Origin of the sequence: Streptomyces sp. NPDC004658 (assembly GCF_040609555.1) — a bacterium.
Taxonomy (GTDB): Bacteria; Actinomycetota; Actinomycetes; order Streptomycetales; family Streptomycetaceae; genus Streptomyces.
Window position 1 is genome coordinate 1 of sequence record NZ_JBEXKG010000114.1, and the last position, 25,063, is coordinate 25,063.

The following is a 25,063-nucleotide window of genomic DNA, read 5'->3' on the forward strand; positions in this document are numbered from 1 at the left end:
GCCTCTACCGGCGGCACCGGCCGGCCGGCCACCGGGTGCCGGGCGGCAGCCTGGGGGTGCAGCACCGGCTGCTGGCGGCGGGCGCGTACAGCGCGTTCCGCGCCCTGCGCGGCGCCAACCGGGTGGCCGGCGGCGCCACCGGCCGGCTGCCCCGCCCGCACATGCTGCGCACCCGGCTGCGCTACGCCCGCGACCTGCGCCGCCCGCTCGACCCGAACCTCGCGGTCTACTGCGCCTACTGGGGCCGCGGTTACGCCTGCAACCCCGCGGCGATCCACGCCAAGGCCCGTGAACTCGCCCCGCACATCCGCTCGGTGTTCCTGGTCGAGGCCGGCCAGGAACACACCGTTCCGCAGGACGTCGAGTACGCGGTGATCGGCTCCCGCCGCTCCTGGGAGGTGCTGGCCCGCGCCACGTACCTGATCAACAACGCCAACTTCGCCGAGGGCGTCGTCAAGCGGCCGGGCAGTGTGCACGTGCAGACCCAGCACGGCACCCCGCTGAAGACGATGGGCGTGGACCAGTCGACGTACCCGGTGGTGGCCGCGCGGTCCGGCAGCTTCACCAAGCTGCTCGGCCGGGTGGACCGCTGGGACTTCAACCTGTCGTCCAACCGCCACTCCACCCAGATGTGGGAGCGCGCGTTCCCCGGCTCCTACGAGCATCTGGAGTACGGCTATCCGCGCAACGACGTCTACTACACGGCGACCGCGCGGGACGTGGCCCGGATCCGGCGGGAACTGGGGATCCCGGAGGGCAGGACGGCCGTGCTGTACGCGCCCACCCACCGCGACCACCACACCGGCTTCGAACCCGGCCTCGACCTGGAGGCGTTCTGCGCGGCGGCCGGCGAGGACGTCGTCGTGCTGCTGCGCGCCCACTACTTCTACGACCGGGGCGGGGCCCGCGGCTCGGACCGGATCATCGACGTGACCGCCCACCGCTCCTCCGAGGACGTGTGCCTGGCCGCGGACGCGCTGGTCACCGACTACTCGTCCATCATGTTCGACTACGCCAACCTGGACCGGCCGATCGTCGTGTACGCCGACGACTGGGACGTCTACCGGGAGACCCGGGGCGTCTACTTCGACCTGACGGCCGAGCCGCCCGGGCTGGTCGCCCGTACCCCCGAGGAGCTGGCCGCCGTCTTCCGCGACGGCTCCTACGCGGGCCCCGAGGCCAGGGCGCTGCGGGCCGCGTTCCGTGAGCGGTTCTGCCAGTTCGACGACGGGCGGGCCGCCGAGCGGGTGGTGAGGCGGGTGCTGCTCGGCGAGCCGCCGGAGGCGGTCCCGGCCGTGATCCCGCTCGCGGAACGCATCCCCGCCCCCGCCGCCGCGACCCTCGTGAGGAGCTGACCCGCCGTGCCCCGCTTCAGTGTGATCGTGCCCTGTTTCAAGGTGCAGGGATTCCTGCGCGAGTGCCTGGACTCGGTGCTCGGCCAGTCCTTCGGCGACTTCGAGCTGATCGCCGTCGACGACTGCTCCCCGGACGGCTGCGGCGCGATCCTGGACGAGTACGCCGAGCGCGACCCACGCGTGAAGGTGCTGCACCTGCCGGAGAACGTGGGCCTGGGCCGGGCCCGCAACGCGGGCATGCCGCACGCCACCGGCGACTACCTGTTCTTCCTGGACAGCGACGACACCCTCACCCCGGGCGCGCTGCGGGCCGTCGCCGACCGGCTCGCCGAGGCCGAGGACCCGGACGTGCTCGTCTTCGACTACGCGCGCACGTACTGGTGGGGCGGCACCCGGCGCAACGTCCTCGCGCACGTCCTGGCCGAGGCGCCCGGCACGTTCGCCGTCTCGGAGTATCCGCAGATCCTCGACCTGCTGATGGTGGTGTGGAACAAGGTCTACCGGCGCGAGTTCGTCACGGAGAACGGCTTCGCGTTCCCGCCGGGCTACTACGAGGACACCCCCTGGACCTTCCCGGTCATGCTCAGCGCCCGCCGGATCGCCGCACTGGACCGGATCTGCCTGAACTACCGGCAGCGCCGGCAGGGCAACATCCTGTCCACCACCAGCCGCAAGCACTTCGACATCCACGACCAGTACGAGCGGGTGTTCGCCTTCGTGGCCGAGCGGCCGGAGTTGGCGGTCTGGCGGCCGTACCTGCACCGCAAGATGGGCGAGCACTGCCTGGACATCCTGGCCAAGCCGGACCGGCTGCCGCCCGCCGACAGGGCCGAGTTCTTCCGCCGGACCGCGGAGATGTTCCGCCGGCACCGGCCGGAGGGCGCCGCGGTGGACGGCGAGGTCGCCGTGCTGACCGGTTCCTGGGCCGGGTACCAGGTCAAGCGGCAGGCGGCGCGGGCCGGGCGGGAGGCGGCCCGGCGGGCGGACCGGGCGCGCCGGGCCGCCGCCGCGCGGGCCCGCACCGGCTGGACGGCCCTGCACGCCCTCCGGCCGCTCGACGAGAACCTCGTGGTCTACTCGGCGTCCTCGCACCGCGGCCTGCTCGGCGACCCGGCGGCCGTCCACGCCGCCGCCCGTGAGATCGCCCCGCGGCTGCGCGGCGTGTGGGTGGTGCGGGACGCGGAGACGGCCGCGCAGCTGCCGCCCGACGTCGAGCACGTGATCGTCGGGTCCCGGCGGTACCTGGAGGTGACCGCGCGCGCGAAGTTCTTCGTCAACGACGTCAACTGGCCCGGCACCCTGGCCAAGCGCCCCGGCAGCGTGCACATCCACACCCACCAGGGCACTCCGCTGAAGTACCTGGGCGCCGACCTGCTGGACAAGCCGGGCGCCCGGCTCGGTTTCGACGTGCCGCAGATGCTGCGCCGGGCCGACCGCTGGGACTACAGCCTGGTCGCCAACCGCCACTCCGAGCTGGTCTGGGAGCGCGCCTACCCCTGCCACTTCACGTCGGTGCGCACCGGCAGCCCGCGCAACGACGTGCTGGTGAACGGCGGGCCCAGCGGCTTCCGGGAGCGGCACGGCATCCCGGCGGACCACACGGTGGTGCTGTACGCGCCGACCCGGCGGGACTACCGCCGCAGCGGGTACGTGGAGCGGTTCGACCTGGCCCGGTTCGCGGCCGACCTCGGCGAGGGGCACACCCTCGTGGTCCGGCTGCACCCGTCGCTGGCGAACGGTCCCGCGCGCGGCATGGGCCTCGCGGAGCTGGCCCGGCGCGGGGTCGTGGTCGACGCGACCGACGAACCACGGCTGGCGGAGGTGCTGCTCGCGGCGGACGCGCTGGTCACGGACTACTCGTCCGTCATGTTCGACTACGCCAACCTGGACCGGCCGATCGTGGTGCACGCCGACGACTGGGCCGCGTTCACGGCGAGCCGGGGCGCCTATCTCGACATCACCGCGGAGCCGCCCGGCCATGTCGCGCACTCCTACCGGGAGCTGGCGTGGCTGTTCGCCTCGGGCGGGTGGCGGGACGAGGAGTCGGCCCGGCTGCGCGCGGACTTCCGGGCCCGGTTCTGCGCGTACGAGGACGGGCGGGCCGCCGAACGGGTCGTACGGACGCTGCTGCTGGGCGAGCCGATGCCCGCTCCGGTGCCCAGGATCCCCGGCCAGGCCTCGTCCCCGGACGCGCTGACGTCGGCCTAGCGGGACGCCGAGGGGGCCGGCCCCGGCCGGGCCGGCCCCCTCGGGCGCACGCGGTGCTTACTCGATGACCAGGTCGACGTCGATGTTGCCGCGGGTGGCGTTGGAGTACGGGCAGACCTGGTGGGCGCTCTCGACCAGCTTGCGGCCGGTCTCCTGGTCCACGGTGTCGGGCAGCTCGACGCGCAGGGTCACCTTCAGCCCGAAGCCCTCGCCCTGCTTGCCTATGCCGACCTCCGCGGTGACGGCCGCGTCGCTGACGTCGACCTTCGCCTGGCGCCCGACGAGCCCGAGGGCGCTGCCGAAGCAGGCGGCGTACCCGGCGGCGAAGAGCTGCTCGGGGTTGGTGCCCTCGCCGTTGCCGCCGAGCTCCACCGGCGGGGCCAGCTTGAGGTCGATCCGGCCGTCCGAGGAGACGGCGCGGCCCTCGCGGCCGTGCGTGGCGGTGGCGACAGCGGTGTAGAGCGCGTCCATGAAGACCATCCCTCTCGGGTGTGCGGTTCGTTGCGACCACAAGTAGAGCACACAATTGAGTTGTGCACAACTAGATGGGCCGCGAGAGCTATCCTGGACGCATGACCGACACCGAGTGGCTGCGCCTCGACCGCCAGATCTGCTTCTCGCTGCACGCGGCCTCGCGCGCCTTCAACAGCGTCTACCGCGTGATCCTCAAGGACCTCGGGCTCACCTACCCCCAGTACCTGGTGATGCTGGTCCTCTGGGAACAGGGCGACCTGCCGGTCAAGACGCTCGGCGAACAGCTGCGGCTCGACTCCGGCACGCTCTCCCCGCTCGTCAAGCGGCTGGAGGGAGCCGGTCTGGTGCGCCGCGAGCGGAGCGCGCAGGACGAACGCTCGGTGCGGGTCCACCTCACCGAGAAGGGCACGGCACTGCGCGAACGGGCCCTGGAGGTGCCCCCGCGGATCATGTCGGCGACCGGCTTCGAGCTGGCGGAGATCGTCGACCTGCACGCCCGCCTGGAGCGGCTCACGACGGCCCTGGACGCGGCGGCGCAGGCGGAGGCGCGAGCAGCGGGATGACCGGGCGGACGTACAGCCGTACGGCCATCCCGCCCCGCACGGCTTCGTCCTGGCCGATGAACCCCCGCCCCAGCTCCTCGGCCTTCGCCCGCTCGACGGGACCGCGCGGGACCCGGCGGCCGGTGAGCAGCGTGCGGTCCGCCACGACCCACACCCGCTCCACCCGTGCCAGCCTGCGGCGCACCTGAGCCGGCCCGGCCTCCCGCCCGTACAGCGTCCCGGACTCGGCCGCCCCCGCCACCAGCGCCACGTCCCGGGTCCCCCGGAACGCCCCCGGATACGCGAGCGCCGCGTTCCGTGCCGACGCCGGCAGGAACAGCACGGGATCGCCGGGCTCCACCACGCGGGCGACGGCGCGGGACACGGCACCGAGATCGTCCGGCCGGCTCCCGGGGTCACGGTCCTTCTGGAGGAGGGGGAACTGGTGGAGGAGGGAGAGGGCGATGGCGAGGACGCCGGTGAGGGGGACGGAGGGGGACTGCGGCAGCGGACGCCGTGCCACCGCCCCCGCCACCCGGTCGGCCCCCGCCGCCACCAGCAGGGGCGCCCCCGACAGGGCGTACAGCACGTACCGGTCGACGTACAGCGGCGACAACTGCGACGCCAGCATCAGCACCGCCGGCGGCACCACCACCACGGGCAGCGCGACCCCCGCGCACGTCAGTTCCCCGCGCCGCCCCACCAACCCGGCCAGCCCCGCCACGGCCAACGCCAGACAGGTCCAGAACACTTCGTCCGTCGGCCCCAGGAACCCGCGCAGCAACCTTTCCGCGGTGTCCGCCGTAGGCGTCCGCAACCAGGCCACCTGCGCCGACTGCCCCCGTGAGACCACCACCATCGGCACCAGCGCGGCCACGACCGCCGCCGCCGCACGCCCCCAGCCCCGCCACACCCGCGTCCCCGCCCGCGCCAGCGCCAGCGACACCGCGTGGGCGAGGAGCAGCAGCACCGCGAACTCGTGGAGCCAGCAGGTCAGCGCGAGGACCGCGCCGTACGGCCACCAGGACCCGCCCCGCACCGCCCGGACGAACAGCAGGGTCGCGCCGGTGGCACCGGCCGCGACCAGGGCGTAGGAGCGGCCTTCCTGCGCGTAGTGGCCGGCCATCGGCGCGACGGCGTAGAGCAGCCCGGCCCACAGGCCGACCCGCGGCCGGGCCAGCCGGGCGCCGAGGGCGGCCACCAGACCCGCCGTGGCCGCCGCCGCGCACACCGACGGCAGCCGCAGGGCGACCTCCCCGGGATGGACGGCGAGGACGGGCCGCAGCAGCAGGTAGTACAGGCCGTGCACCGCGTCCACGTCGTGCAGCAGGAGCCAGATCCGCGGTGCCGTACGGCGCCCGACCTGGAAGCTGACGGCCTCGTCGCGCCACATGCCGCCCCGGTCCAGGCCCCAGAGCCCGAGCGCGAGCATCGCCAGCGCGGGCACGCCCACGACGGCGGTCCGGCGGAGGCGGGTGTGCCCGGGTGCCCCGTGCGGTGGGTGGCTCGTTGCACCTGTCGGTACGCCCGTGGTCGTTCCAGCCGCCCGACGCGACTGCGGTTTCGCAGGAAGCCCGACGTTCACCATGGCCCGATCTCTTGCGATTAGCCAATATTTGCGGCCCTTGACGGCGTATCAGCATGAATACACCATCACTACCGCTTAGGCTCCCATGTGATGAACCGTCTCCGTGTCACCCCCGGCCCGGTCCTCACCCTCGCCGTCCTGTGGCTCACCACCCGCGCCCTGATGCTGTGGCTGCTCGCCCACGGCGGCGCCCGGCTGCTGGGCGGCGGTTCGGTGAGCCGTGAGGTGTGGCGGCTGTACTTCCACTGGTACGGCGTCCTCGCGCACGGTTCGTTCCCGGTGCACGACACGCTGTGGCAGTACCCGCCGGGCGCGGGCGCGGTGCTGCTGGCGCCGGGAATGCTGCCGGGCCTGACGTACTTCGAGGCGTTCGTGGCGCTCACGCTGGCCGTGGACGCGCTGACCACGGCGGCGCTGCTCCGCGCGGGCACCCGGGACGGGCGCAGTCTGCTCGGCGCGGCCCTGTGGACCGGCGGTCTGCCGCTGCTGCTGCACATGCCGCTCGCGCGGTACGACGTCCAGGTCACCGCCCTGGCCGTGCTGTCCCTGCTGGCCTCGGCGCGCTCCCCGCGCGCGGGGGGTGTGTTCGGGGCGCTGGGAGCGCTGGTGAAGGTGTGGCCGGCGCTGGTGCTGCTGGGCACGCCCCGGGGCCGGCCGACGCGCACGGCGTGGGCGTGGGGGGCGTGGGCCGGGGCCGCGTGCCTGGCCGTGCTGGCGGCCCTCTTCGCGCATCCGCTGTCCTTCCTGCGGGAGCAGGGCGGCCGGGGCGTGCAGATCGAGTCGCTCGGCGGAACGGCGCTCAATCTGGCCCGGCACCTCGGCTGGCCGGGCCGGGCGCGCTACCAGTACGGCGCGATGGAGATGGTCGGCCCCCGGGTGCACGCCGTCGCCACCGCCTCGCTCACGCTGACGGCGGTCTCCTTCGGGCTGCTGGTGCTGTGGCGGGTGCGGGCACGGCGCTGGAGCGAGGCGACGCCGTACGACGCGGCGCTCAGCGCGGTGCTGCTGTTCACGGTCACCAGCCGGGTCATCAGCCCGCAGTACATGATCTGGCTGATCGGGCTGGCCGCCGTGTGCCTGACCTCCCGGCACACCAGCCAGCGGCCGGTGGCGGTGCTGATCCTCGCGGCGTCCGCGCTGAGCACGGTGGCGTTCCCGATGTACTACGGCGAGGTGATCGCCGGCAGTTGGGCCGGGTGCCTGCTGATGCTGGCCCGCAACGGGCTGCTGACGGCCGCCGCCGTGCTGTCCTTCGTACGGCTGTGGCGGGCCGCGCGGCCGCCGGCCGAGGCGCCGGTGCCGAGGACGCAACCCCGGCCCGGTTCCGACCGTCTTCCGGAGCGAGCACTGAGCGCCTCTTGACGGGGTGTCACTGAATCTTCCTACGCTCCCGGCCGGTGGACCCCATGCATCCAGAAGCGCGAGACCCGCACCCGGCACCGGCACCGGCCCCTGCACCGCCCTCGGTGCCGGCGGCTCAGGTCGCCGTGGTCGTCATCGGCTACAACGACCGCGCCCATGTCGGGGAGGCCGTGCGCTCGGCGCTGGCGCAGGGGCCCGCGGTCGCCGAGGTGATCGCCGTGGACGACTGCTCCACGGACGGCAGCGACGAGTTGCTCGCCCGGCTGGCCACCGATGAGCCCCGGCTGCGGGTGGTGCGCCGGAGCGTGAACAGCGGCGGCTGCGGCAGTCCGCGCAACACCGGGATCGACGCGGCGACCGCGCCGTACGTGATGTTCCTGGACAGCGACGACGTGCTGCCGCCCGGCGCCGTGGACGCGCTGCTGGCCGCGGCCACGGAGGAACGCGCCCAGGTCGCGAGCGGTCTGTGCGTGCGCCGGGAGCTGCCGTCGGGCCGCGAACAGCCCTGGCAGGCACCCCTCTACACGGCGCGCACCGTCCTCGCGCGCCCCGCGCAGCGCCCCCTGCTGGTCCACGACACGCTGTGCGTCAACAAGCTGTACCGCACCGGCTTCCTGCGCGACCACGGCATCCGCTTCCCCGAGGGCCGCTTCCTCTACGAGGACTTCGTCTTCACCGCGCGCGTGCTGGCCGCGTCCCCGCGCATCGCCCTGGTGCCGGACCGGGTCTACGTCTGGCAGGTACGCCGGTCGGCCGGGCGGCTGTCGCTCTCGCTGGACCGGGGCGGCATCGAGAACTGGACGGCACGGGTCGAGGCGTGCGCGCTGGCGTACGACATCCTGCGGGGCGCCGGGCAGAAGGAGCTGGCGCGGGCGGCACGCGCCAAGTTCCTCGACCACGACGTGCGCATGTACGCGCGCGAGCTGGGGTTGCGCGACGCGCACTACCGGCGTGCGTGGTGGGAGCACACCCGGGCGTACCTCGCGCGCTACGACTCCGCCGACTGGGAGCGGGACCCCGCCGCACCCGGCCGGCTGCTCGCGCGGGTCGTGACGGCCTCCCCCGAGCCGCGCGACCTGCCCCGCCTGCGCGAACTCGCCGCCCGCCCGGCGCGCCTGCTCCCGCCGTACGCCCGCACCCCCGAGGGCGACCCGGTCTGGTCCGCCGACCTCCCCCAGGTCTCCCTGGCCCCCCTGCTGACCCGGCCCGTCGCCGCGCTCCCGCTCGCGGTCGACGCGGAACTGCGCCCCCGCGCGCGGGCCTCGCGGCTGCGCCTGCGGCTGCACGAGCTGTACGGGAGGGTGGCCGAGGCGGGCCCGCCGGAGGTGGACGTGGAGTGGCGGGCGCGCGAGGACGACCGCACGCGCGGGTGCGCGACGGTGGCGCTCACCCCCTGCGGCCCGGACAGCTGGTCCGCCGAGGTGCCCGTCGACCTGGCGCGGCTCGGCTCGGGCACCTGGGACCTGCGTCTGACCCTCCGCTTCCCGGACGGCACCCGGCGCGAGGTCACGGCGCACGCTCTCCCGGGCGCGGGACGGCTGCGCCGGCGCGCCGTACCGAGCGCCCTGCACGGCGTGCTCCTGGCGCAGCCGTACGCCACGCACTCCGGCGCGCTGGCCCTGCGGCTGGCGACCGGGCTCCAGGGCGCGCTGACCGTGGTCCGCGGCCGGCTCCGCCGCCTGCTGCACCGGGACACGGGGCGCACGCCGTCCGGGCGTTGACCGAGGCGGGCGAACGCGCGATCGCCGGCGTGGGAGGACCGGTCGCGCGGTTCCCCGCGTCCCTCGGGGTGCGTCACAGCGCCTTCAGCGCACCCGCCGTCGCCCGTGCCAGCTTCTCCAGGTAGCCCTTCGGCAGCTTCGGGGAGCGGATGACCACCGAGCGCCAGTACAGCGGCCCGGAGATCAGGTCCAGGGCCAGGTCGGGATCGACGCCCGCGCGGACCTCACCGCGCCCCTCCGCCGCGGCCACGATCCTGCTGGCCACCCCTTCCTGTCCGTCCCGCAGCGCCTTCTGGAAGGCCTCCGCGATCTCGGGATTGCGGGCCGCCTCGGCCTGGAGGTCGGGGATGATCTGGGACGCGACCGGATGGCGCAGGGCACGGGACGTGACCTCGTACAGGAGGCGCAGGTCCCCCTCCAGGGAGCCGGTGTCGGGCACCGGGAACCCGGTCACCGCCATCGCCGAGACGACGTCCAGGACCAGGTGGAGCTTCGAACGCCACCGCCGGTACACGGCCGTCTTGCCGACTCCGGCCCGCCGGGCGATCCCCTCGATCGACATGCGCGCGTACCCGACGGCCGCCAGTTCCTCGAAGACGGCCGCCCGGATGGCCTCGGTCACGTCCTCCCGGAGCACGGCGGCACCGGCGGGCGTCCGGCGGCGCGGACGCGCCGGCTCGTCGGCGGACTCGGCGGCGTTCGTCGTCATACCCACAGCATAGGGCGTTACGACGAAACGGTTGCGTTCCGACGTCGGTTGGGCCTACGCTCACGTTGCGACGATACGGTCCCGTCCCGACGTAAGAGAACGTGAAGAGAAGCGTAAGGAAACTCCGGACGACGGGCACGGACACGGCGATCCCGGCGAAAGTCGGGCGCAGCACCCCCTCCCCCGAGCGAAAGCAGCGGATGTGAGCCAGGTCCTCCACACACCGCCCCCCACCCGGGCCCCGGCAGACGACGATCTCGCGGCGCTGGCCGCCCGGCACGGCCTGTCGGTCAGCGGCGCCCGCCCCACCCTGCCGGAGTACGTCCGCCAGCTGTGGGCCCGCCGCCACTTCATCACCGCCTTCGCCACCGCCAAGCTCACCGCGCAGTACAGCCAGGCGAAGCTCGGCCAGGTCTGGCAGGTCATGACCCCGCTGCTGAACGCGGCGGTCTACTACTTCATCTTCGGCGTGCTGCTCGGCACCAAGCACGGCGTGCCCGACTACATCCCGTTCCTGGTCACGGGCGTGTTCATCTGGACGTTCACGCAGAGCTCGATCATGGCGGGCACCCGCGCGATCTCCGGCAACCTCGGCCTGGTCCGCGCCCTGCACTTCCCGCGCGCCGCCCTGCCGATCTCCTTCTGCCTCCAGCAGCTCCAGCAGCTGCTGTTCTCGATGGCCGCGCTGGTCGTCATCCTGCTCTGCTTCGGCGTGCCGGTCTCCGTCTCCTGGGTGCTGGCCGTCCCGGCCCTGGCGCTCCAGTTCACGTTCAACGCCGGCGTGTCGATGATCATGGCGCGGATGGGCGCGAAGACCCCGGACATCGCGCAGCTGATGCCGTTCGTCCTGCGCACCTGGATGTACGTGTCCGGCGTGATGTGGAGCATCGACAAGCTGGCCAGGAAGGACGACCTGCCGCACATCGTCACCGTCCTGCTGGAGATCAACCCGGCCGCCGTCTACATCGACCTGATGCGGTTCGCGCTGATCGACAGCTTCCACGCGAGCCAGCTGCCCCCGCACGTGTGGGCGGCGGCGATCGGCTGGGCCCTGGCCGCGGGCATCGGCGGCTTCGTCTACTTCTGGAAGGCTGAGGAGAGGTACGGCCGTGGCTGAGCGCAGCGAAGAGAAGGTCCCCACCGTCGTCGCGGACCGCGTCGACATCGTCTACCGGGTGAACGGCACCGGCGCCGGCCGGGGCTCCGCCACCGCCGCCCTCAACCGCATCCTGCGCCGCAAGCAGACCGAGAAGGCGGCCGGCGTGCGCAAGGTGCACGCGGTGAAGAAGGTGTCGTTCGTCGCCCACAAGGGTGAGGCGATCGGGCTCATCGGGACCAACGGTTCCGGGAAGTCGACCCTGCTGAAGGCGGTCGCGGGCCTGCTCCCGGTGGAGAACGGACGCATCTACACCGACGGCCAGCCCTCCCTGCTGGGCGTCAACGCGGCCCTGATGAACGACCTCACCGGCGAGCGGAACGTCTTCCTCGGCGGGCTCGCCATGGGCATGTCCCGGGAGCAGATCAAGGAGCGCTACCAGGACATCGTCGACTTCTCGGGGATCAACGAGAAGGGCGACTTCATCACCCTGCCGATGCGCACCTACTCCTCCGGCATGGCGGCCCGGCTCCGCTTCTCCATCGCCGCCGCCAAGGACCACGACGTCCTGCTGATCGACGAGGCGCTGGCCACCGGCGACCGCTCCTTCCAGAAGCGCTCGGAGGCGCGGATCCGCGAGCTGCGGCAGCACGCGGGCACGGTCTTCCTGGTCAGCCACAACAACAAGTCGATCCGCGACACCTGCGAGCGGGTCCTGTGGCTGGAGCGCGGCGAGCTGCGCATGGACGGGCCGACCGAGGAGGTCATGAGGGAGTACGAGGCGTTCACCGGCGACAAGAAACCGGCCCCGAAGAAGCCCGCGCCGAAGGCGGATGCCACAAAGCCGAAGCCCGATGCCACAAAAGCGGACACACCGCAACCGGAGGCCCCGAAAGTCGGTCTTCCTTCCTGAGCGCAGCTCTTACGCCAATCGTAGTTATCCCTTTCATCCGCTTAATGACAGTATGTTATGAAGGGTGCGGCGGGAGACGACGAGCCGAAGGAGTCCATCGCGATGCCCCAGTTGAGCGTGATCGTCTACGGGCCGAACGCACAGGGGCATCTGACCGATCTGCTGGACTCCCTTGAGGCCCACCCCCTCACCGACGCCGAGGTGATCGTCGCCGCCGTCGGCGACTGGGCCCAGGAGACGGCCGAGCGCCACGCCCCCGAGACGATCGTCGTCCCGCTGCCGGACGGCACCGGTGACCCGGCGGCCCGGGCGGCCGGCGCCGCCCGCGCGTCCGGCCGCTGGCTGCACTTCGTCCACGCCAAGGACGGCCTGCCGGCCGGCGCGCCCCGCCTGATCGCCGAGCGGACCGCCGAGCTGGACGCCGGCACCTCCGCCGAACCCGTCGACGTCCTCCTCTTCGACCACGTCACCACCACCTGGCAGACCGCCGCGCGGCCCTCCCCCGACGGCCGCCACCTGGCCGCCGTCGGCCGGGCGGACCGCCCCCTGGACGAGGCCGCCGACCTGCTGCGCCTCACCCCGCTGCTCGGCAACCGCGCCCTGCGCACCGCGTTCTGGCGGGCCCACGAGGAGCTGCTGAACACCGACGACGAACAGCGCGCCGCCCACGCCGCCCTGCTGTACGCGGGCCGGGTCGCCTGCCTCAACCAGACGGCGTACGAGCACCGAGTACTGCGCCCCGAGAGCCTGCCGGCGCGCGCCCCCGAGGACCGGCTGCGGCTCATCGACCGCTACGAGTCCCTGCTCCCGCTCACCAGGGACCGCCGTGCCCCCCGCAGGGTGCTGTACGACCTGATGGTGCGCGACCTCATCCGCACCTTCGCCCGCGAGAACCTGCCCGACCCGGTGGCCCGCGAGTTCTTCCGCCGCGCCTCCGTCGCCGCGGTCCGCTGGCGCCCCGAGGACCACCGGCGCCCGGCGGGCCTGGAGGGCGTACGGCACGCGCTGCTGGAGGAGGGCGCGTACACCAAGTACCGGGCGTTCCAGGCCGCCAACCGCACCCGCCGCGCCGCCCGCAAGGCCGTCCGCACCCGCAAGCGGCAGCTGAGCACCAGGATCCGCGAGCACCAGTACCAGCGCGCCCTGAACCGCCCGGTGGACCCGAACCTCGCCGTGTTCGCGGCCTACTGGGAGCGCGGCGTGTCCTGCAACCCGGCCGCGATCGCCGCCAAGCTCGCCGAACTCGCCCCGCACATCCACCCGGTGTGGGTGGTGAGCAAGCAGAACGAGGCCCTGCTGCCGCCCGGCACCGACCACGTCGTCCCCGGCACCCGCCGCTACTGGGAGACCCTCGCCACCGCCAAGTACCTGACGAACAACGTCAACTTCCCGAACGCGGTGGTCAAACGCCCGGACGCCGTCCACCTCCAGACCCACCACGGCACCCCGCTCAAGCGCATGGGCCTGGACCAGATGGACCACCCGGCCGCCGCCAAGGGCCTGGACTTCGCCGCCCTGCTGGCCCGGATCGACAAGTGGGACTACAGCGTCAGCGCCAACAGCCACTCCACCCGCATGTGGGAGCGCGCGTACCCGTCCCGCTACACGTCCCTGGACTACGGCTATCCGCGCAACGACGTCTTCTACACGGCCACCGCCGCCGACGTCCGCGCGGCCCGCGAACGCCTCGGCATCGCCCCGGGCAGAACCGCCGTCCTCTACGCCCCCACCCACCGCGACTACGAGGCCGGCTACACCCCCCGCCTCGACCTGGCCGCCCTCGCCGACCGGCTCGGCGACAACACCGTCCTCCTCGTCCGCGCCCACTACTTCTACGGCGGCGCCGCCTCCCCGCTGACCGGCCTGCGCCGCTCCGGCCGGATCATCGACGTCTCCTCCTACGACCCCGTCGAGGAGCTGTGCCTCGCCGCCGACGCCCTGGTCACGGACTACTCGTCGATCATGTTCGACTACGCCAACCTTGACCGCCCGATCGTCATCTACGCCGACGACTGGGAGACGTACCGGACGACCCGCGGCGTCTACTTCGACCTGATGGCCGAGCACCCCGGCCAGGTCGCCCGCACCCAGGAGGAGCTGGCCGAGATCTTCCTCTCCGGCGCGTGGCGCGACGAGAGCGCGGCCAAGGCACGGGCCGCGTTCCGGCGCCGGTTCTGCGAGTACGACGACGGACGCGCCGCCGAACGGGTCGTACGCCGGGTGTTCCTGGGCGAACCGGAGCACGCGCTGCCGCCCGTGCTCCCCATCGAGGACCGCACCCCCGCCCCGACGCCCGAGGAGGCCACGGCATGACCCGCCCCGACGTCACGGTCACGGTCATCGTCTACAACGACGCGGCCCGCCTCCCCCGCGCGGTCGCCTCGCTGCGCGCGCAGACCCACGCGAACATCGAGATCGTCATCAGCGACGACCACTCGACCGACGAGACGCCCACCGTGGCCCGGGAGCTGGCGGCCCAGGACCACCGCATCCGCTACATCCGGCTGCCGGAGAACAGCGGCGGGTGCAGCGCCCCGCGCAACCGGGCCATCGAGATCGCCCGGGCGCCGTACCTGATGTTCCTCGACAGCGACGACGAACTCCCGCCGCGCGCCGTCGAGTCGCTGCTCGCCGCGCACCGCGAGCGGGACGTCGACTTCACCATGGGCGCGGTCCGCCGGGTCCGGGTGGACAACGGCCGCCGCTCGACCTGGATGCCGCACCTGGTCGCCGAGCGCCGCACGCTGGAGGGCATCGAGGCGGACCCCCGTCTGCTCTTCGAGCACCTGTCGACGAGCAAGATGTACGCGCGCGCCTTCCTCGACCGCCACCGGCTCCGCTTCCCCGAGGGCATCCACTACGAGGACCAGCTGTTCTCGGCGCAGGCGTACTGCCTGGCGGAGGCGTTCACGATCATCCCGGACCCGGTGTACATCTGGTACATCGAGCCGTTCGCGGACGCGTCCTCCGCCTCCATCTCCAACCAGCGGCACAAGATCTCCAACGTCAGCGACCGCGTGCACGTCCAGCGGCTGATCGACGAGTTCCTGGTGAGCAGCGGGCACGCGGGGCTGCGGGAGGACAAGGACTACAAGTTCCTCAAGCACGACTTCCGGATGTACGCGGGTGACCTGCCCTACCGGGACGAGGAGTGGCTGACGGCGTTCACGGAGATCGTGAACCCGTACCTGGACACGCTCTCCCCCGAGGCGTACGGCCGGCTGCCGCGCGCCGAGCGGGTGGTGCTGGAGCTGCTGCGGGACGGCCGCCTCGCCGAGGCCCGGCTGGCCGCGCGCGGGCTGGGGCACGCGGTGGCGCCGCGGCGGGTGACGACCTACGGCACGGGGGTCCCGTACTGGGGTGACACCGTGCCCTCGACGGACCGCGCCCGCCGCGAACTGGACCTGTCCGAGCTGGAGTTGGACACCCGGCCGTTCCCGTCCGCCCTGTTCCGCCACGAGATCACAAAGCTGGCGCCCGGCGCGGGGGCGACCCTGACCCTGGGCATCCGCACCTACGACCCCGGTCTGCGGCTGCCGGTCGGCCCCCAGCGCGCTTCCCTGCTCCTGAGCCCGGGCCGGCGTCGCATGACCGTCCCCTTCCGCCTGGACCCGGTCCGCCCCGGCGTCTTCGAGGGCACGGTCCGCCTCGACCTCGCGTCCGCGCCGGTCCCCCTCCACGGTTTCCAGGGCGTACGCCACCCCTTGGTCCGCCTGGACCAGCAGGGCCTGTCCAACTCCGGTCTGCTCCTGGCCCCGCTGGACTTCCCGGCCCGCACGGCCCGCATCGACTACCACTCCGGTGCGGCACCCCACGAACTCACCGTCGAGCCGGAAGGCCGCAACCCCGGCCGCCTGCAGCTGCGCTGGCGCCCGGTCGGGGTGACGGCCCGCGTCACCCGCCCCGCCGTCCGCCGCCTGGCCCGCCCCCGGGTGAAGAACGCCGCGCGGCTGGTGGCGAGTGTGCTGAAGTAGCGGGGGTTTCAGGGCCGTTGGAGTGTGCGGTGTGGGCGGCTGCGGGTCCGTCGTGGCCGCTCGCGCGGTTCACCGGTACAGCTCAGGGAACCACCCGGTACAGGACCTGACCGCCCGGGCCCACGGCCGCCCTGCGGAGCCACGGCGCGTCGGCACCCCCCACGACCCACTTCGCGCCGTACTCCCGCAGAATCCCCCGCCGCTCCCCGGCACCCGCCGCCGGCGAGAAGTACCGCTCCACCGCCGCCTGCCTCCGCGCAGCGTCCGGAAGGAAGAAATCCGGGTAGCCGGGCGCCACGGTGTAGGGACCGTACGCGGGGATCTGCCGAGCCGGGAACGTACGGGCCATCACCACGTCCCCGTACCGCACCCCCGCCCGCATGATCCACTGGTACCCGGTCCACGGCGTCCGGTACTTCGCCGCGACCACCCCGGGCAGCGCGTGCCGCGGCACCACGTACCCGAGCGTCCCGGCCTGCGTCCACGCCCCCACCGCCAGCGCGGCGAGCAGCACGCACGCCCATCCCCGCCGCACCGCGGCCCGCCCCGCCGACACGGCCTCCAGCGCCGCCGCGAGCTGCGCCGGGATCAGCGCGGCGGGCAGGGCGCGGCCCCAGGAGTAGTGGCCGCTCAGACCCCCCGCCGCGAACACCAGCGCGCCGAGGACGAAGAACAGGACCAGGGGGTCGCGGTGGTCCCTGCGCCAGCGCAGGCCCAGCGCGGCCACCCCGAGCAGCACCAGCCCGAACCGTCCGGCCAGGTCCCGGTACAGCGGCCGGTGGACGGCCTCCAGGTCCGCGCCGGCGGAGAACAGCGCGAAGAAGTCGTAGTACGGCCAGATCCACAGCACCAGCAGGCCCACGAGCAGCCCGGCGCCCAGCCGGAGCACCACCCCGCGCGCCGGCCGCGCCGCGAGCACCGCCGCCAGACCGCCCAACGAGGCCACCACACCGGTGAACTGGTGGCACAGCAGGATCACCGCCCACAGGGCGCCCAGCCCCAGCCACGCCCCCCACGCCGCCTCCCCGCGCACCGCCCGCGTCAGCCAGGCCCAGAAGTGGAAGGCGAGGCCGAGCGCGAACACGCTCGGGTACGACACCGTCAGCGCGAGGGAGTTCAGCCCGAGGAAGCCGCTCCAGTTGAACAGCAGCGGCCCCCAGAGGAACACCAGGCTCAGGAGGGCCAGCGCGGGCGCGGCCCGGTGGCCGCTGAGCGTACGGACGTAGCGGCGGACGCCTGTCACCAGCAGGCCCAGTCCCACGAGAGCCGCCAGGCGCAGGACCACGAAGACCGACAGGCCCGTCAGCTTCGCGACGGTGCCGAGCAGCAGCATCCAGGGCGAGTAGTACGGGCTGGGCGTGTCGGCGTCGACCAGCGGGTTGCCGGGGTGCGGCAGGCTGTGCCGGAGACGCTGGATCGTCGCCGCGTGCATGCCGAGGTCGCCCGCCCACGGCAGGCGGACGACGACCCAGAACATCAGCACCACGACGAGCGCGGCGGCGACCTGCGGCAGCTCACGGGCCACCCGCGACGCGGAGCCGCGGGGTGGTGCCGTACGGCTCACCTGTTCGGTGTCAGACGGCGCGGTGTGCACACGCCGACCCTATCCGAAGCACCGCGAAGAGCAGGAAAAGGTAAATTCGCCGCCCGTTTCCGACGAGAGGCGGACGAGAGGCGCGCGAGAGCCGGACAAGAAGGAGAGCCGGGCAAGAAGAAGGGCGCCCCGGGGAGACGGTCCCCGGGGCGCCCCGCGTCGTGCCGTACGGCTACGAGTGCGTGCGCAGCAGCGTCCGCATCGTGCGCATCGCCACCGACAGGTTGGCCAGATCGAACGAGTCCGAACTGCGGATCTCGTCCAGCGTGGTGCGGGCGCGGCCCAGGATCGCGCTGTTCTTCTGCTCCCAGGCCTTGAACCGCTGCTCCGGCGTCGAGGTGCCGTTGCCCACCGCGAGGACGTCCGCGGTGAGGGCCGCGTGCGCCGCGTACAGGTCCTCACGGATGGAGGCGCGGGCCATGGACTGCCAGCGGTCGGCGCGCGGCAGCTCGATGATGCGGTCCATGAGCTGGGTGATGCTCAGCCGGTCGGCGAGGTCGTAGTAGACCTCGGCGACGTCCAGCGGCTCCTTGCCCATGCGGTCGGCCACCGACACGATGTCGAGCGTCGGGAAGGCGGACGAGAACCCGGCCACCCGGGTGGCCAGCTCGTCCGGGACGCCGGCCGCGGACAGTTCGTCGTGCACGTGCTGGTACCACTCCACGTCCGCGCCGCGCAGCAGCTTCGGCAGCTCCTGCCAGACCCGCTCGACCCGCTCGGCGAAGAACTCCACCGTCTCGGCGAGCTGGAGCGGCTGCGGCCGGTTGTTGAGCAGCCAGCGGGTGCCGCGCTCGACCAGGCGGCGCGAGTGCAGGCGGATGCGGGTCTGGACGGCCGCGTCGACCTTGTTGTCCAGGGCCTCGACGGCGTCCCACACCGGCGCCGAGCAGAAGATCGCGCGGGCCGCGGTCTGGGCGCGGACGATCTCCTCCAGGGAGGCGCCGGTCTCCTCGCGCAGACGGTGCAGATACGTCGTACCGCCCGTGTTGACCGTGTCGTTGACCAGCACGGTCGTGGTGATCTCGCGGCGCAGCGGGTGGTTGTCGATGGCGTCGGCGAACCGCTCGCGCAGGGCCGTCGGGAAGTACGCGTGCAGCAGTCCGCGCAGGTACGGGTCGTCCGGCAGCGAGGTGTGCAGCAGCTCCTCGGCGACCGTGATCTTCGTGTACGCCAGGACGACGGCCGTCTCCGGGCTGGTCAGGCCCTGGCCGCCCGCGAGGCGCTCGCGGATCTGCCGGTCGGTGGGCAGGAACTCCAGCGCCCGGTCCAGATGGCCCTCGCGCACCAGGTGGCGGATGAACCGCTGCTGGGCGTGGAGCATGTCCTTGGCCTGGAAGAGGGCGTTGGCCAGGGCGGTGTTCTGCGCGTAGTTGTTGCGCAGGACCAGCGCGCCGACCTCGTCGGTCATCTCGGCGAGCAGCTTGTTGCGCTGCTTGACGGTCATGTCGCCGTCCGCGACCAGGCCGTTCAGCAGGATCTTGATGTTCACCTCGTGGTCGGAGGTGTCCACGCCGGCGCTGTTGTCGATCGCGTCGGTGTTGATCTTGCCGCCGTGCAGGGCGAACTCGATCCGGCCGAGCTGGGTCAGGCCCAGGTTGCCGCCCTCGCCGACGACCTTGACCCGCAGGTCCCCGCCGTCGACGCGGATGGCGTCGTTGGCCTTGTCGCCGACGTCCCCGTTCGACTCCGTCGACGCCTTCACGTACGTGCCGATGCCGCCGTTCCACAGCAGGTCCACCGGCGCCTTGAGGATCGTCTTCATCAGGTCGGCCGGGGTCATCTTGGTGACCTTGCCCTCGATGCCCAGGGCCTCGCGGATGTGACTGTTGAGCGGGATCGACTTGGCCGTGCGCGGGAAGATCCCGCCGCCCGCCGACAGCAGCTCGGTGTTGTAGTCGGCCCAGCTGGAGCGGGGCAGCTCGAACAGGCGGCGGCGCTCGGCGTAGGAGACGGCCGCGTCCGGGTTCGGGTCGATGAAGATGTGCCGGTGGTCGAAGGCGGCGACCAGGCGGATGTGCTCCGACAGCAGCATGCCGTTGCCGAACACGTCACCCGACATGTCACCGATGCCGACGACCGTGAAGTCCTCGCTCTGCGTGTCCACGCCCAGCTCGCGGAAGTGCCGCTTCACGGACTCCCAGGCGCCGCGCGCGGTGATGCCCATGCCCTTGTGGTCGTAACCGGCGGAGCCGCCGGAGGCGAAGGCGTCGCCGAGCCAGAAGTTGTAGGTGTTCGCGACCTCGTTGGCGATGTCCGAGAAGGTCGCGGTGCCCTTGTCCGCGGCGACCACCAGGTAGGTGTCGTCGCCGTCGTGCCGGACCACGTCCCGCGGCGGCACGACCTCGCCGGCCACCATGTTGTCGGTGATGTCGAGCAGCGCCGAGATGAACGTCCTGTAGCTGGCGATGCCCTCGGCGAGCCAGGCGTCGCGGTCCACGCTCGGGTCGGGCAGCTGCTTGGCGACGAAGCCGCCCTTGGCGCCGACCGGCACGATGACGGTGTTCTTCACCATCTGCGCCTTGACCAGGCCGAGGATCTCGGTACGGAAGTCCTCGCGCCGGTCGGACCAGCGCAGGCCGCCGCGGGCGACCTTGCCGAAGCGCAGGTGCACGCCCTCCACGCGCGGCGAGTACACCCAGATCTCGTACGCCGGGCGCGGCGCGGGCAGGTCCGGGATGGCCTGCGGGTCGAACTTCATGGAGACGTAGTCGTGCGGCTTGCCGCCCTCCGCCTCCTGGAAGAAGTTCGTGCGCAGGGTCGCCTTGATGACGGTCAGGAAGGACCGCAGGATGCGGTCCTCGTCCAGGCTGGCCACCTGCTCCAGGGCCGCGTCCAGCTCCTCCAGCAGCGCGTCGGTGATCTCCACACCGGCCTGCTGCCGCTCCGGGGACATCCGCGCCTCGAACAGGGAGACGAGGAGCCGGGTGGTGTGGACGTTGTTGCGGAGGGTGTCCTCCATGTAGTCCTGCGAGAAGGTCGAGCCGGCCTGCCGCAGGTACTTGGCGTAGGCCCGCAGCACCATCGCCTGCCGCCAGGTCAGCCCGGCGCTGAGCACCAGCGCGTTGAAGCCGTCGTTCTCGGCCTGGCCGGTCCAGGTCGCGGCGAAGGCCTCCTGGAACCGCTCGCGCGCGTCGTCGCCGAGGTACTCCCCGCCGCCCGCCGCCTTGGGCATGCGCAGACCGAAGTCGTAGATCCAGGCGGTCGTGCGGTCCGCGCAGCGCAGCTCGTACGGCCGTTCGTCGGTGACCTCGACCCCGAGGCGGCTGAGCACCGGCAGCACCTTGGAGAGGGAGACCGAGCCGCCCTTCTGGTAGATCTTGAAGCGGCGCTCCTCGGGCGCGGCGCCCACCGGCTCGTACAGGCTCAGGGAGAAGGTCTTGTCCTCGCTGAGCTGCTCCAGGTGCACCAGGTCGGCGACCGCGGCACGCGGGCTGTGGTCGGCCTTGTAGCCCTCCGGGAAGGCGTTGTTGTAGCGGCGCAGCACCTCGGCCGCGCGCTCCTCGCCGCACTCGGCGGTCAGCGCCTCGGCGAACGCGTCGGCCCAGGAGCGGGCCGCCTCGACCAGGCGGGCCTCGATGCGCTCCTTGTCGGCGTCCGACAGCTCGGGCAGCTCGGTGCCCTGCGGGACCCGGACGACGAAGTGCAGCCGGGACAGGATCGACTCGGTGTTCCAGGCGGTGAAGTCGACGCTGATGCCGCCGAGCTCCTCCTTCAGGATGTCGATGATCCGAAGGCGCACACCGGTGGTGTAGCGGTCGCGCGGGAGGTAGACGAGGGCCGAGTAGTAGCGGCCGTACTCGTCCTGGCGCAGGTACAGCCGCAGCCGGCGGCGCTCCTGGAGGTAGAGCACGCTCGTGGCGATGGACTGCAGTTCCGCGACGGGCGTCTGGAACAGCTCGTCGCGCGGGTAGGTCTCCAGGATCTGGAGCAGGTCGCGGCCGTCGTGGCTGTTGGGCGAGAACCCGGCGAGGTCCAGCACCTCGTCCACCTTGCGGCGGATGACCGGGACGCGGCGCACGGACTCGGTGTACGCGGCGGAGGAGAACAGACCCAGGAAGCGCCGCTCACCGACGACGTTGCCGTCCGCGTCGAACTTCTTGACGCCGATGTAGTCCAGGTACGACGGCCGGTGCACGGTGGCCCGGCTGTTGGCCTTGGTCAGCACGAGCAGCTTGTGCTCGCGGGCCTTGGCCCGGGCGTCGGCCGGGAGGCGCTCGAAGGAGGGGCTGACCGGGTGCTGGTCGTCCTGGGCGTGGTGCGGGTCCGAGCGCAGTATGCCGAGACCGGTGCCGGGGACGGCGGCGAGCGTGTCGTCGTCGCGCAGCTGGTACTCGCGGTAGCCGAGGAAGGTGAAGTGGTCGTCGGCCAGCCAGTGCAGCAGCTCGCGGGCCTCCTCGACCTCCGGGCCGGGCAGGTCGGCGGGGACGGGCTCGCCCTCCAGGCCGTCGGCGATCCGGATCGCCGCGTCCCGCATCTTCTCCCAGTCCTCGACGGCCTCGCGGACGTCGGACAGCACGCGCAGCAGATCGGCGGTGATCTGCTTCAGGTCGGCGCGGTCGGTCTCGCGGTCGATCTCGACGTGGATCCAGGACTCGACGTGCGTGTCGTGCGGGAGGTCGCCGGTGAGCCCGGTGGACTGCGCCGGCAGCACCTCGATCAGCTTGCCGGTCAGATCGCGCCGCACGACGAACTGCGGGTGGATCACGACGTGGATGCCGCGCCCCTGCCGGGTCAGCTCATTGGTGACCGAGTCCACGAGGAAGGGCATGTCGTCGGTGACGACCTCCACGACGGTGTGGCTGCACGTCCACCCGTTCTCCTCCACGGTCGGGGTGTGCACCCGGACGTTCGCGGTGCCCTGGGGGCGGGTCTCGGCGAGACGGTAGTGCGAGACCGCGGCGCCGAAGACGTCGACCGGGTCGCGGTCGGCCAGGTCTTCCGGTGCGGTGTGCAGGTAGTAGCGCTGGAGGAACGCGAGCACGGATTCGCTGTCCGGGGTGCCGGGGGTGCCCTCGCTCGTCGTCCCGGTCGGTAGGTGCCCCCCGACCGGGCTGTTCTCAGCTACCCGGGCGGCCCGTTCGAGCAGCTCGGCCTTGGCTTCGTCCAGCTTGGTCTGCATTGTCCTCTGGCTCCTGTCGCGCGCCGTTGCGTGACGTAGAAGGAAGTACGGTCTCTTTCCCTCCGGCTCGACGCCACGGCCCGGGGTGTCCGGTCCGTTCCGACGCTATGCCGCGAGGTGAGATGAGCGGGGGGAATTCGGCCATTCTCTGCACGTCCGTCGACTGTGACGCTGCTCTCGGCACCGTCGTGTCCCGGGCCGTCCTCGGCGTCCTGGGGGCGTCGGTGCCCCCGTCCCGCCCGCGAAGACCAGCGACCGCGGCCCGGTCACGGAGGTGTTCCGTGCAACCCGGGCGCAGGGCAGGAGCAGGATCGCCCCCGCGAGATATCGCGCTGATCACGCCACAAGGCTATCGCCACTTACCCCGGGCCCGTCATGAGCCGTATGTGTACAAAACCGAGGGGGCAAGTTTGACGTTCTGCACAGCGGCGGGGTGGGAGCGGGTGGCGTATCCGACGGCCGGATCCGCACCCCGGTGCCGGCGTCCCCGGTCACCCGGTCGCGCCGCCTCGCCCGTGGTCGCACCCTGAAAAGCGCCGGGCCCTCTTGGCAAGGGGCGCCCGGCGGAGGCACGGTGCCCAGAACACTGTGCGGAGTCTCCCCGGAGGAGCCGACATGCCCACCAAGATCCTCATCGTCACCGGCGACGCGGCGGAGTCCCTGGAGGTGCTCTACCCCTACCAGCGGCTGCGCGAGGAAGGCTACGAGGTCCACATCGCCGCCCCCACCCGCAAGACCCTCCGCTTCGTCGTCCACGACTTCGAACCCGGTTTCGACACCTACACCGAGAAGCCGGGCTACACCTGGCCCGCCGACCTGGCCTTCTCCGAGGTCGACCCGGGGGACTACGCGGCCCTCGTCATCCCCGGCGGCCGGGCCCCGGAGTACCTGCGCAACGACCCCGAACTGCGCAAGATCCTCAAGGCCTTCTTCGACGCCGACAAGCCGGTCGCCCAGATCTGCCACGGCCCGCTGCTCACCGCCGCGATCGACTCCCTGCGGGGCCGCCGGGTCACGGCCTACCCGGCGCTGGAGCCGGACATGCAGGCGGCCGGCGCGGGCTTCCAGGACACCGAGGCCGTCGTCGACGGCACCCTGGTCTCCTCCCGGGCCTGGCCGGACCATCCGGCGTGGATGCGGGAGTTCCTGACGGTGCTTCGCTCCAAGGCACCGGTGAGCTGAGAGACGTACGCGTGGGCTGAGAGACGTACGCGGTGCCGCCGTCCGGCGCGCGGGGCGCCGTCGGTGTCACTCCGCCGTGGCCGGTCGCGCGGTTCCCCCTGCCCCGGGGAGCTGCGCCGGCCGGCTCGCCCGCCCCGGCCGGCACCGGGCGGCCGGGTCCCGCGGGCCCGCCCGGACGCCCCGCGGGGCTACGCCGCCATCCTCCGCGCCTCGGCCACCGCCTCGGCCAGCGTGTCCACCACCGGCACCCCCACGCCCTCCAGACTCACCCGACTGTGCGACCCCCCGCTGTACAGCACTGCCCGCGCGCCCACATGCCGCGCGGCGACCGCGTCGTCCGCCGCGTCCCCGATCACCACGGTGCGCTCCGGCGCCACCGTCCCCGCCAGGGCCTCCAGATGCCGCACCATGTGCTCGGCCTTGCTGCCCCCGGACGGCCCCGTACGCCCGTCGACCCGCAGGAAGTGCGCCTCGATCCCGAGACCCCGCACCAGCGGCACCAGGTCCTCGTGCCCGTACATGCTCAGCAGCGACTGGCTGTGCCCCGCCGACCGCCACCCCGCGAGCAGTTCCTCCGCCCCCTCGGTCAGCCGGCACCGCACCCGGTGCTCGGCGTAGTACCGGTGGAAGACCCCGTCCATCAGCTCCCACTCGGCGTCGGTGGGCAGCCGGCCGAGCAACCGCTCGTAGAACTTCGGCACCGGCACGCAGTACAGCGCCCGGTACTGCTCCAGTGTGATCGGCGCCAGCCCCAGCTCCGCGAAGGCCGCGTTCGTCGCGCCGATGATCGCGTCATTGTCGTGGAACAGCGTCCCGTTCCAGTCCCAGACGATGTGCGCGCTTGCCTGCATCCCCATGTCCAAGACCGTACCCGCCCCCACTGACAATCAAGGCGCCGCTCGGACCGGCCCGGGTCAGCCCAGCCCGACCAGGTTGGGGATCTCCTGCGTGGCGTACCACAGCAGCTCGTGGTCGTCCGCCCCGTCCACGACGAACTGCGCGTCGTCGTCCCCGCCGTCCGCCGCCTCCAGCGCGTCCGCCGCTGCGGCCACGTCCGGCTCCGCGTCCTCCGCGTCGACGTGCACCGAGGCCGCCTTCGCCAGCGGCACCGTGACCCGCACGGTGACCTCGCCGAGCGCGGCGGGTTCGAGCGCGCGGTCCGGGTCGGCGCTCGCGGCGCCGTCGGGCACGTCCACGGCGACCACGACCCGGCGCCGTACCGCGCC

At 72.7% G+C, this 25,063-nt stretch carries 16 protein-coding genes and 1 pseudogene; 10 read left to right on the forward strand and 7 right to left on the reverse strand.

The features are described 5' to 3' along the window. Positions 1 to 1,355, forward strand: a 1,355-nt coding sequence (locus ABZV94_RS29550) for a CDP-glycerol glycerophosphotransferase family protein (protein WP_356345664.1), incomplete at its 5' end; no start/stop codon positions are given. A gap of 6 nt (positions 1,356 to 1,361) precedes the next feature. Next, positions 1,362 to 3,563, forward strand: coding sequence for a CDP-glycerol glycerophosphotransferase family protein (locus ABZV94_RS29555; RefSeq protein ID WP_356345666.1), 2,202 nt, complete (start codon positions 1,362 to 1,364; stop codon positions 3,561 to 3,563). Between the two features lie 57 nt (positions 3,564 to 3,620). On the opposite strand, the gene ABZV94_RS29560 is transcribed toward ABZV94_RS29555, so the two are convergent. Further along, positions 3,621 to 4,034, reverse strand: coding sequence for an organic hydroperoxide resistance protein (locus ABZV94_RS29560; RefSeq protein WP_103810415.1), 414 nt, complete (start codon positions 4,032 to 4,034; stop codon positions 3,621 to 3,623). Positions 4,035 to 4,108: 74 nt separating this feature from the next. Between ABZV94_RS29560 and ABZV94_RS29565 the strand changes: the two genes are divergently transcribed. Next, positions 4,109 to 4,600, forward strand: coding sequence for a MarR family transcriptional regulator (locus ABZV94_RS29565; protein ID WP_356345668.1), 492 nt, complete (start codon positions 4,109 to 4,111; stop codon positions 4,598 to 4,600). Here the strand turns inward: ABZV94_RS29565 and ABZV94_RS29570 are convergent. Then, a complete protein-coding gene (locus tag ABZV94_RS29570) occupies positions 4,548 to 6,032 on the reverse strand; it encodes a glycosyltransferase family 39 protein (protein WP_356345671.1) in 1,485 nt (494 codons plus the stop codon). The genes ABZV94_RS29565 and ABZV94_RS29570 overlap by 53 nt on opposite strands. A 225-nt stretch (positions 6,033 to 6,257) precedes the next feature. Between ABZV94_RS29570 and ABZV94_RS29575 the strand changes: the two genes are divergently transcribed. After that, positions 6,258 to 7,529 carry a glycosyltransferase family 87 protein gene (locus tag ABZV94_RS29575; RefSeq protein WP_356345674.1) on the forward strand — a complete coding sequence of 424 codons (1,272 nt, stop codon included), beginning with the start codon at positions 6,258 to 6,260 and terminating at the stop codon, positions 7,527 to 7,529. 44 nt (positions 7,530 to 7,573) lie between these two features. Further along, positions 7,574 to 9,250: a glycosyltransferase family 2 protein gene (locus ABZV94_RS29580; RefSeq protein WP_356345676.1), complete on the forward strand. Its 1,677-nt coding sequence runs from the start codon at positions 7,574 to 7,576 to the stop codon at positions 9,248 to 9,250. 73 nt (positions 9,251 to 9,323) lie between these two features. Here ABZV94_RS29580 and ABZV94_RS29585 read toward each other — a convergent pair whose 3' ends face one another. Next, positions 9,324 to 9,959, reverse strand: a complete 636-nt coding sequence (locus ABZV94_RS29585) for a TetR/AcrR family transcriptional regulator (protein WP_356345679.1) — start codon at positions 9,957 to 9,959, stop codon at positions 9,324 to 9,326. A gap of 202 nt (positions 9,960 to 10,161) precedes the next feature. Between ABZV94_RS29585 and ABZV94_RS29590 the strand changes: the two genes are divergently transcribed. The 4 genes from ABZV94_RS29590 (at position 10,162) to ABZV94_RS29605 (ending at position 15,942) form a co-directional block, all read left to right on the forward strand. After that, complete coding sequence (locus ABZV94_RS29590) at positions 10,162 to 11,076, forward strand: ABC transporter permease (RefSeq protein ID WP_356345682.1); 915 nt, start codon at positions 10,162 to 10,164, stop codon at positions 11,074 to 11,076. Further along, on the forward strand, positions 11,069 to 11,968 hold the full coding sequence (locus ABZV94_RS29595; protein WP_356345684.1) for an ABC transporter ATP-binding protein: 900 nt from the start codon (positions 11,069 to 11,071) through the stop codon (positions 11,966 to 11,968). The genes ABZV94_RS29590 and ABZV94_RS29595 overlap by 8 nt, the downstream gene beginning before the upstream one ends. Before the next feature lie 102 nt (positions 11,969 to 12,070). Beyond that, complete coding sequence (locus tag ABZV94_RS29600) at positions 12,071 to 14,281, forward strand: CDP-glycerol glycerophosphotransferase family protein (protein ID WP_356345687.1); 2,211 nt, start codon at positions 12,071 to 12,073, stop codon at positions 14,279 to 14,281. Then, positions 14,278 to 15,942, forward strand: coding sequence for a glycosyltransferase family 2 protein (locus ABZV94_RS29605; protein ID WP_356345688.1), 1,665 nt, complete (start codon positions 14,278 to 14,280; stop codon positions 15,940 to 15,942). Before ABZV94_RS29600 ends, ABZV94_RS29605 begins: the two co-directional genes overlap by 4 nt. 82 nt (positions 15,943 to 16,024) lie before the next feature. On the opposite strand, the gene ABZV94_RS29610 is transcribed toward ABZV94_RS29605, so the two are convergent. Both ABZV94_RS29610 and ABZV94_RS29615 read right to left on the reverse strand, forming a co-directional pair. Continuing rightward, positions 16,025 to 17,419 (reverse strand): hypothetical protein, encoded by a 1,395-nt coding sequence (locus tag ABZV94_RS29610; protein ID WP_356345697.1) that lies wholly within the window; start codon positions 17,417 to 17,419, stop codon positions 16,025 to 16,027. Between the two features lie 289 nt (positions 17,420 to 17,708). Continuing rightward, positions 17,709 to 22,655, reverse strand: a complete 4,947-nt coding sequence (locus ABZV94_RS29615; RefSeq protein ID WP_356345690.1) for an NAD-glutamate dehydrogenase — start codon at positions 22,653 to 22,655, stop codon at positions 17,709 to 17,711. A gap of 615 nt (positions 22,656 to 23,270) precedes the next feature. Between ABZV94_RS29615 and ABZV94_RS29620 the strand changes: the two genes are divergently transcribed. Then, a complete protein-coding gene (locus tag ABZV94_RS29620; RefSeq protein ID WP_356345692.1) occupies positions 23,271 to 23,837 on the forward strand; it encodes a DJ-1/PfpI family protein in 567 nt (188 codons plus the stop codon). A 188-nt stretch (positions 23,838 to 24,025) separates the two neighbouring features. Here ABZV94_RS29620 and ABZV94_RS29625 read toward each other — a convergent pair whose 3' ends face one another. Together ABZV94_RS29625 and ABZV94_RS29630 are read right to left on the reverse strand one after the other, a co-directional pair. After that, positions 24,026 to 24,694, reverse strand: coding sequence for an HAD family hydrolase (locus tag ABZV94_RS29625; protein WP_356345694.1), 669 nt, complete (start codon positions 24,692 to 24,694; stop codon positions 24,026 to 24,028). Positions 24,695 to 24,751: 57 nt separating this feature from the next. Then, positions 24,752 to 25,063, reverse strand: a pseudogene (locus tag ABZV94_RS29630) (hypothetical protein); the annotation flags it as partial.

What these genes read in the sequence shown, in the direction of transcription:
- ABZV94_RS29560 (WP_103810415.1), bottom strand. Translation starts at nt 4,034, where the DNA reads ATGGACGCGCTCTACACCGCTGTCGCCACCGCCACGCACGGCCGCGAG.
- ABZV94_RS29565 (WP_356345668.1), top strand. Translation starts at nt 4,109, where the DNA reads ATGGGCCGCGAGAGCTATCCTGGACGCATGACCGACACCGAGTGGCTG.
- ABZV94_RS29575 (WP_356345674.1), top strand. Translation starts at nt 6,258, where the DNA reads ATGAACCGTCTCCGTGTCACCCCCGGCCCGGTCCTCACCCTCGCCGTC.
- ABZV94_RS29580 (WP_356345676.1), top strand. Translation starts at nt 7,574, where the DNA reads ATGCATCCAGAAGCGCGAGACCCGCACCCGGCACCGGCACCGGCCCCT.
- ABZV94_RS29585 (WP_356345679.1), bottom strand. Translation starts at nt 9,959, where the DNA reads ATGACGACGAACGCCGCCGAGTCCGCCGACGAGCCGGCGCGTCCGCGC.
- ABZV94_RS29600 (WP_356345687.1), top strand. Translation starts at nt 12,071, where the DNA reads ATGCCCCAGTTGAGCGTGATCGTCTACGGGCCGAACGCACAGGGGCAT.
- ABZV94_RS29605 (WP_356345688.1), top strand. Translation starts at nt 14,278, where the DNA reads ATGACCCGCCCCGACGTCACGGTCACGGTCATCGTCTACAACGACGCG.
- ABZV94_RS29610 (WP_356345697.1), bottom strand. Translation starts at nt 17,419, where the DNA reads ATGTTCTGGGTCGTCGTCCGCCTGCCGTGGGCGGGCGACCTCGGCATG.
- ABZV94_RS29615 (WP_356345690.1), bottom strand. Translation starts at nt 22,655, where the DNA reads ATGCAGACCAAGCTGGACGAAGCCAAGGCCGAGCTGCTCGAACGGGCC.
- ABZV94_RS29620 (WP_356345692.1), top strand. Translation starts at nt 23,271, where the DNA reads ATGCCCACCAAGATCCTCATCGTCACCGGCGACGCGGCGGAGTCCCTG.
- ABZV94_RS29625 (WP_356345694.1), bottom strand. Translation starts at nt 24,694, where the DNA reads ATGGGGATGCAGGCAAGCGCGCACATCGTCTGGGACTGGAACGGGACG.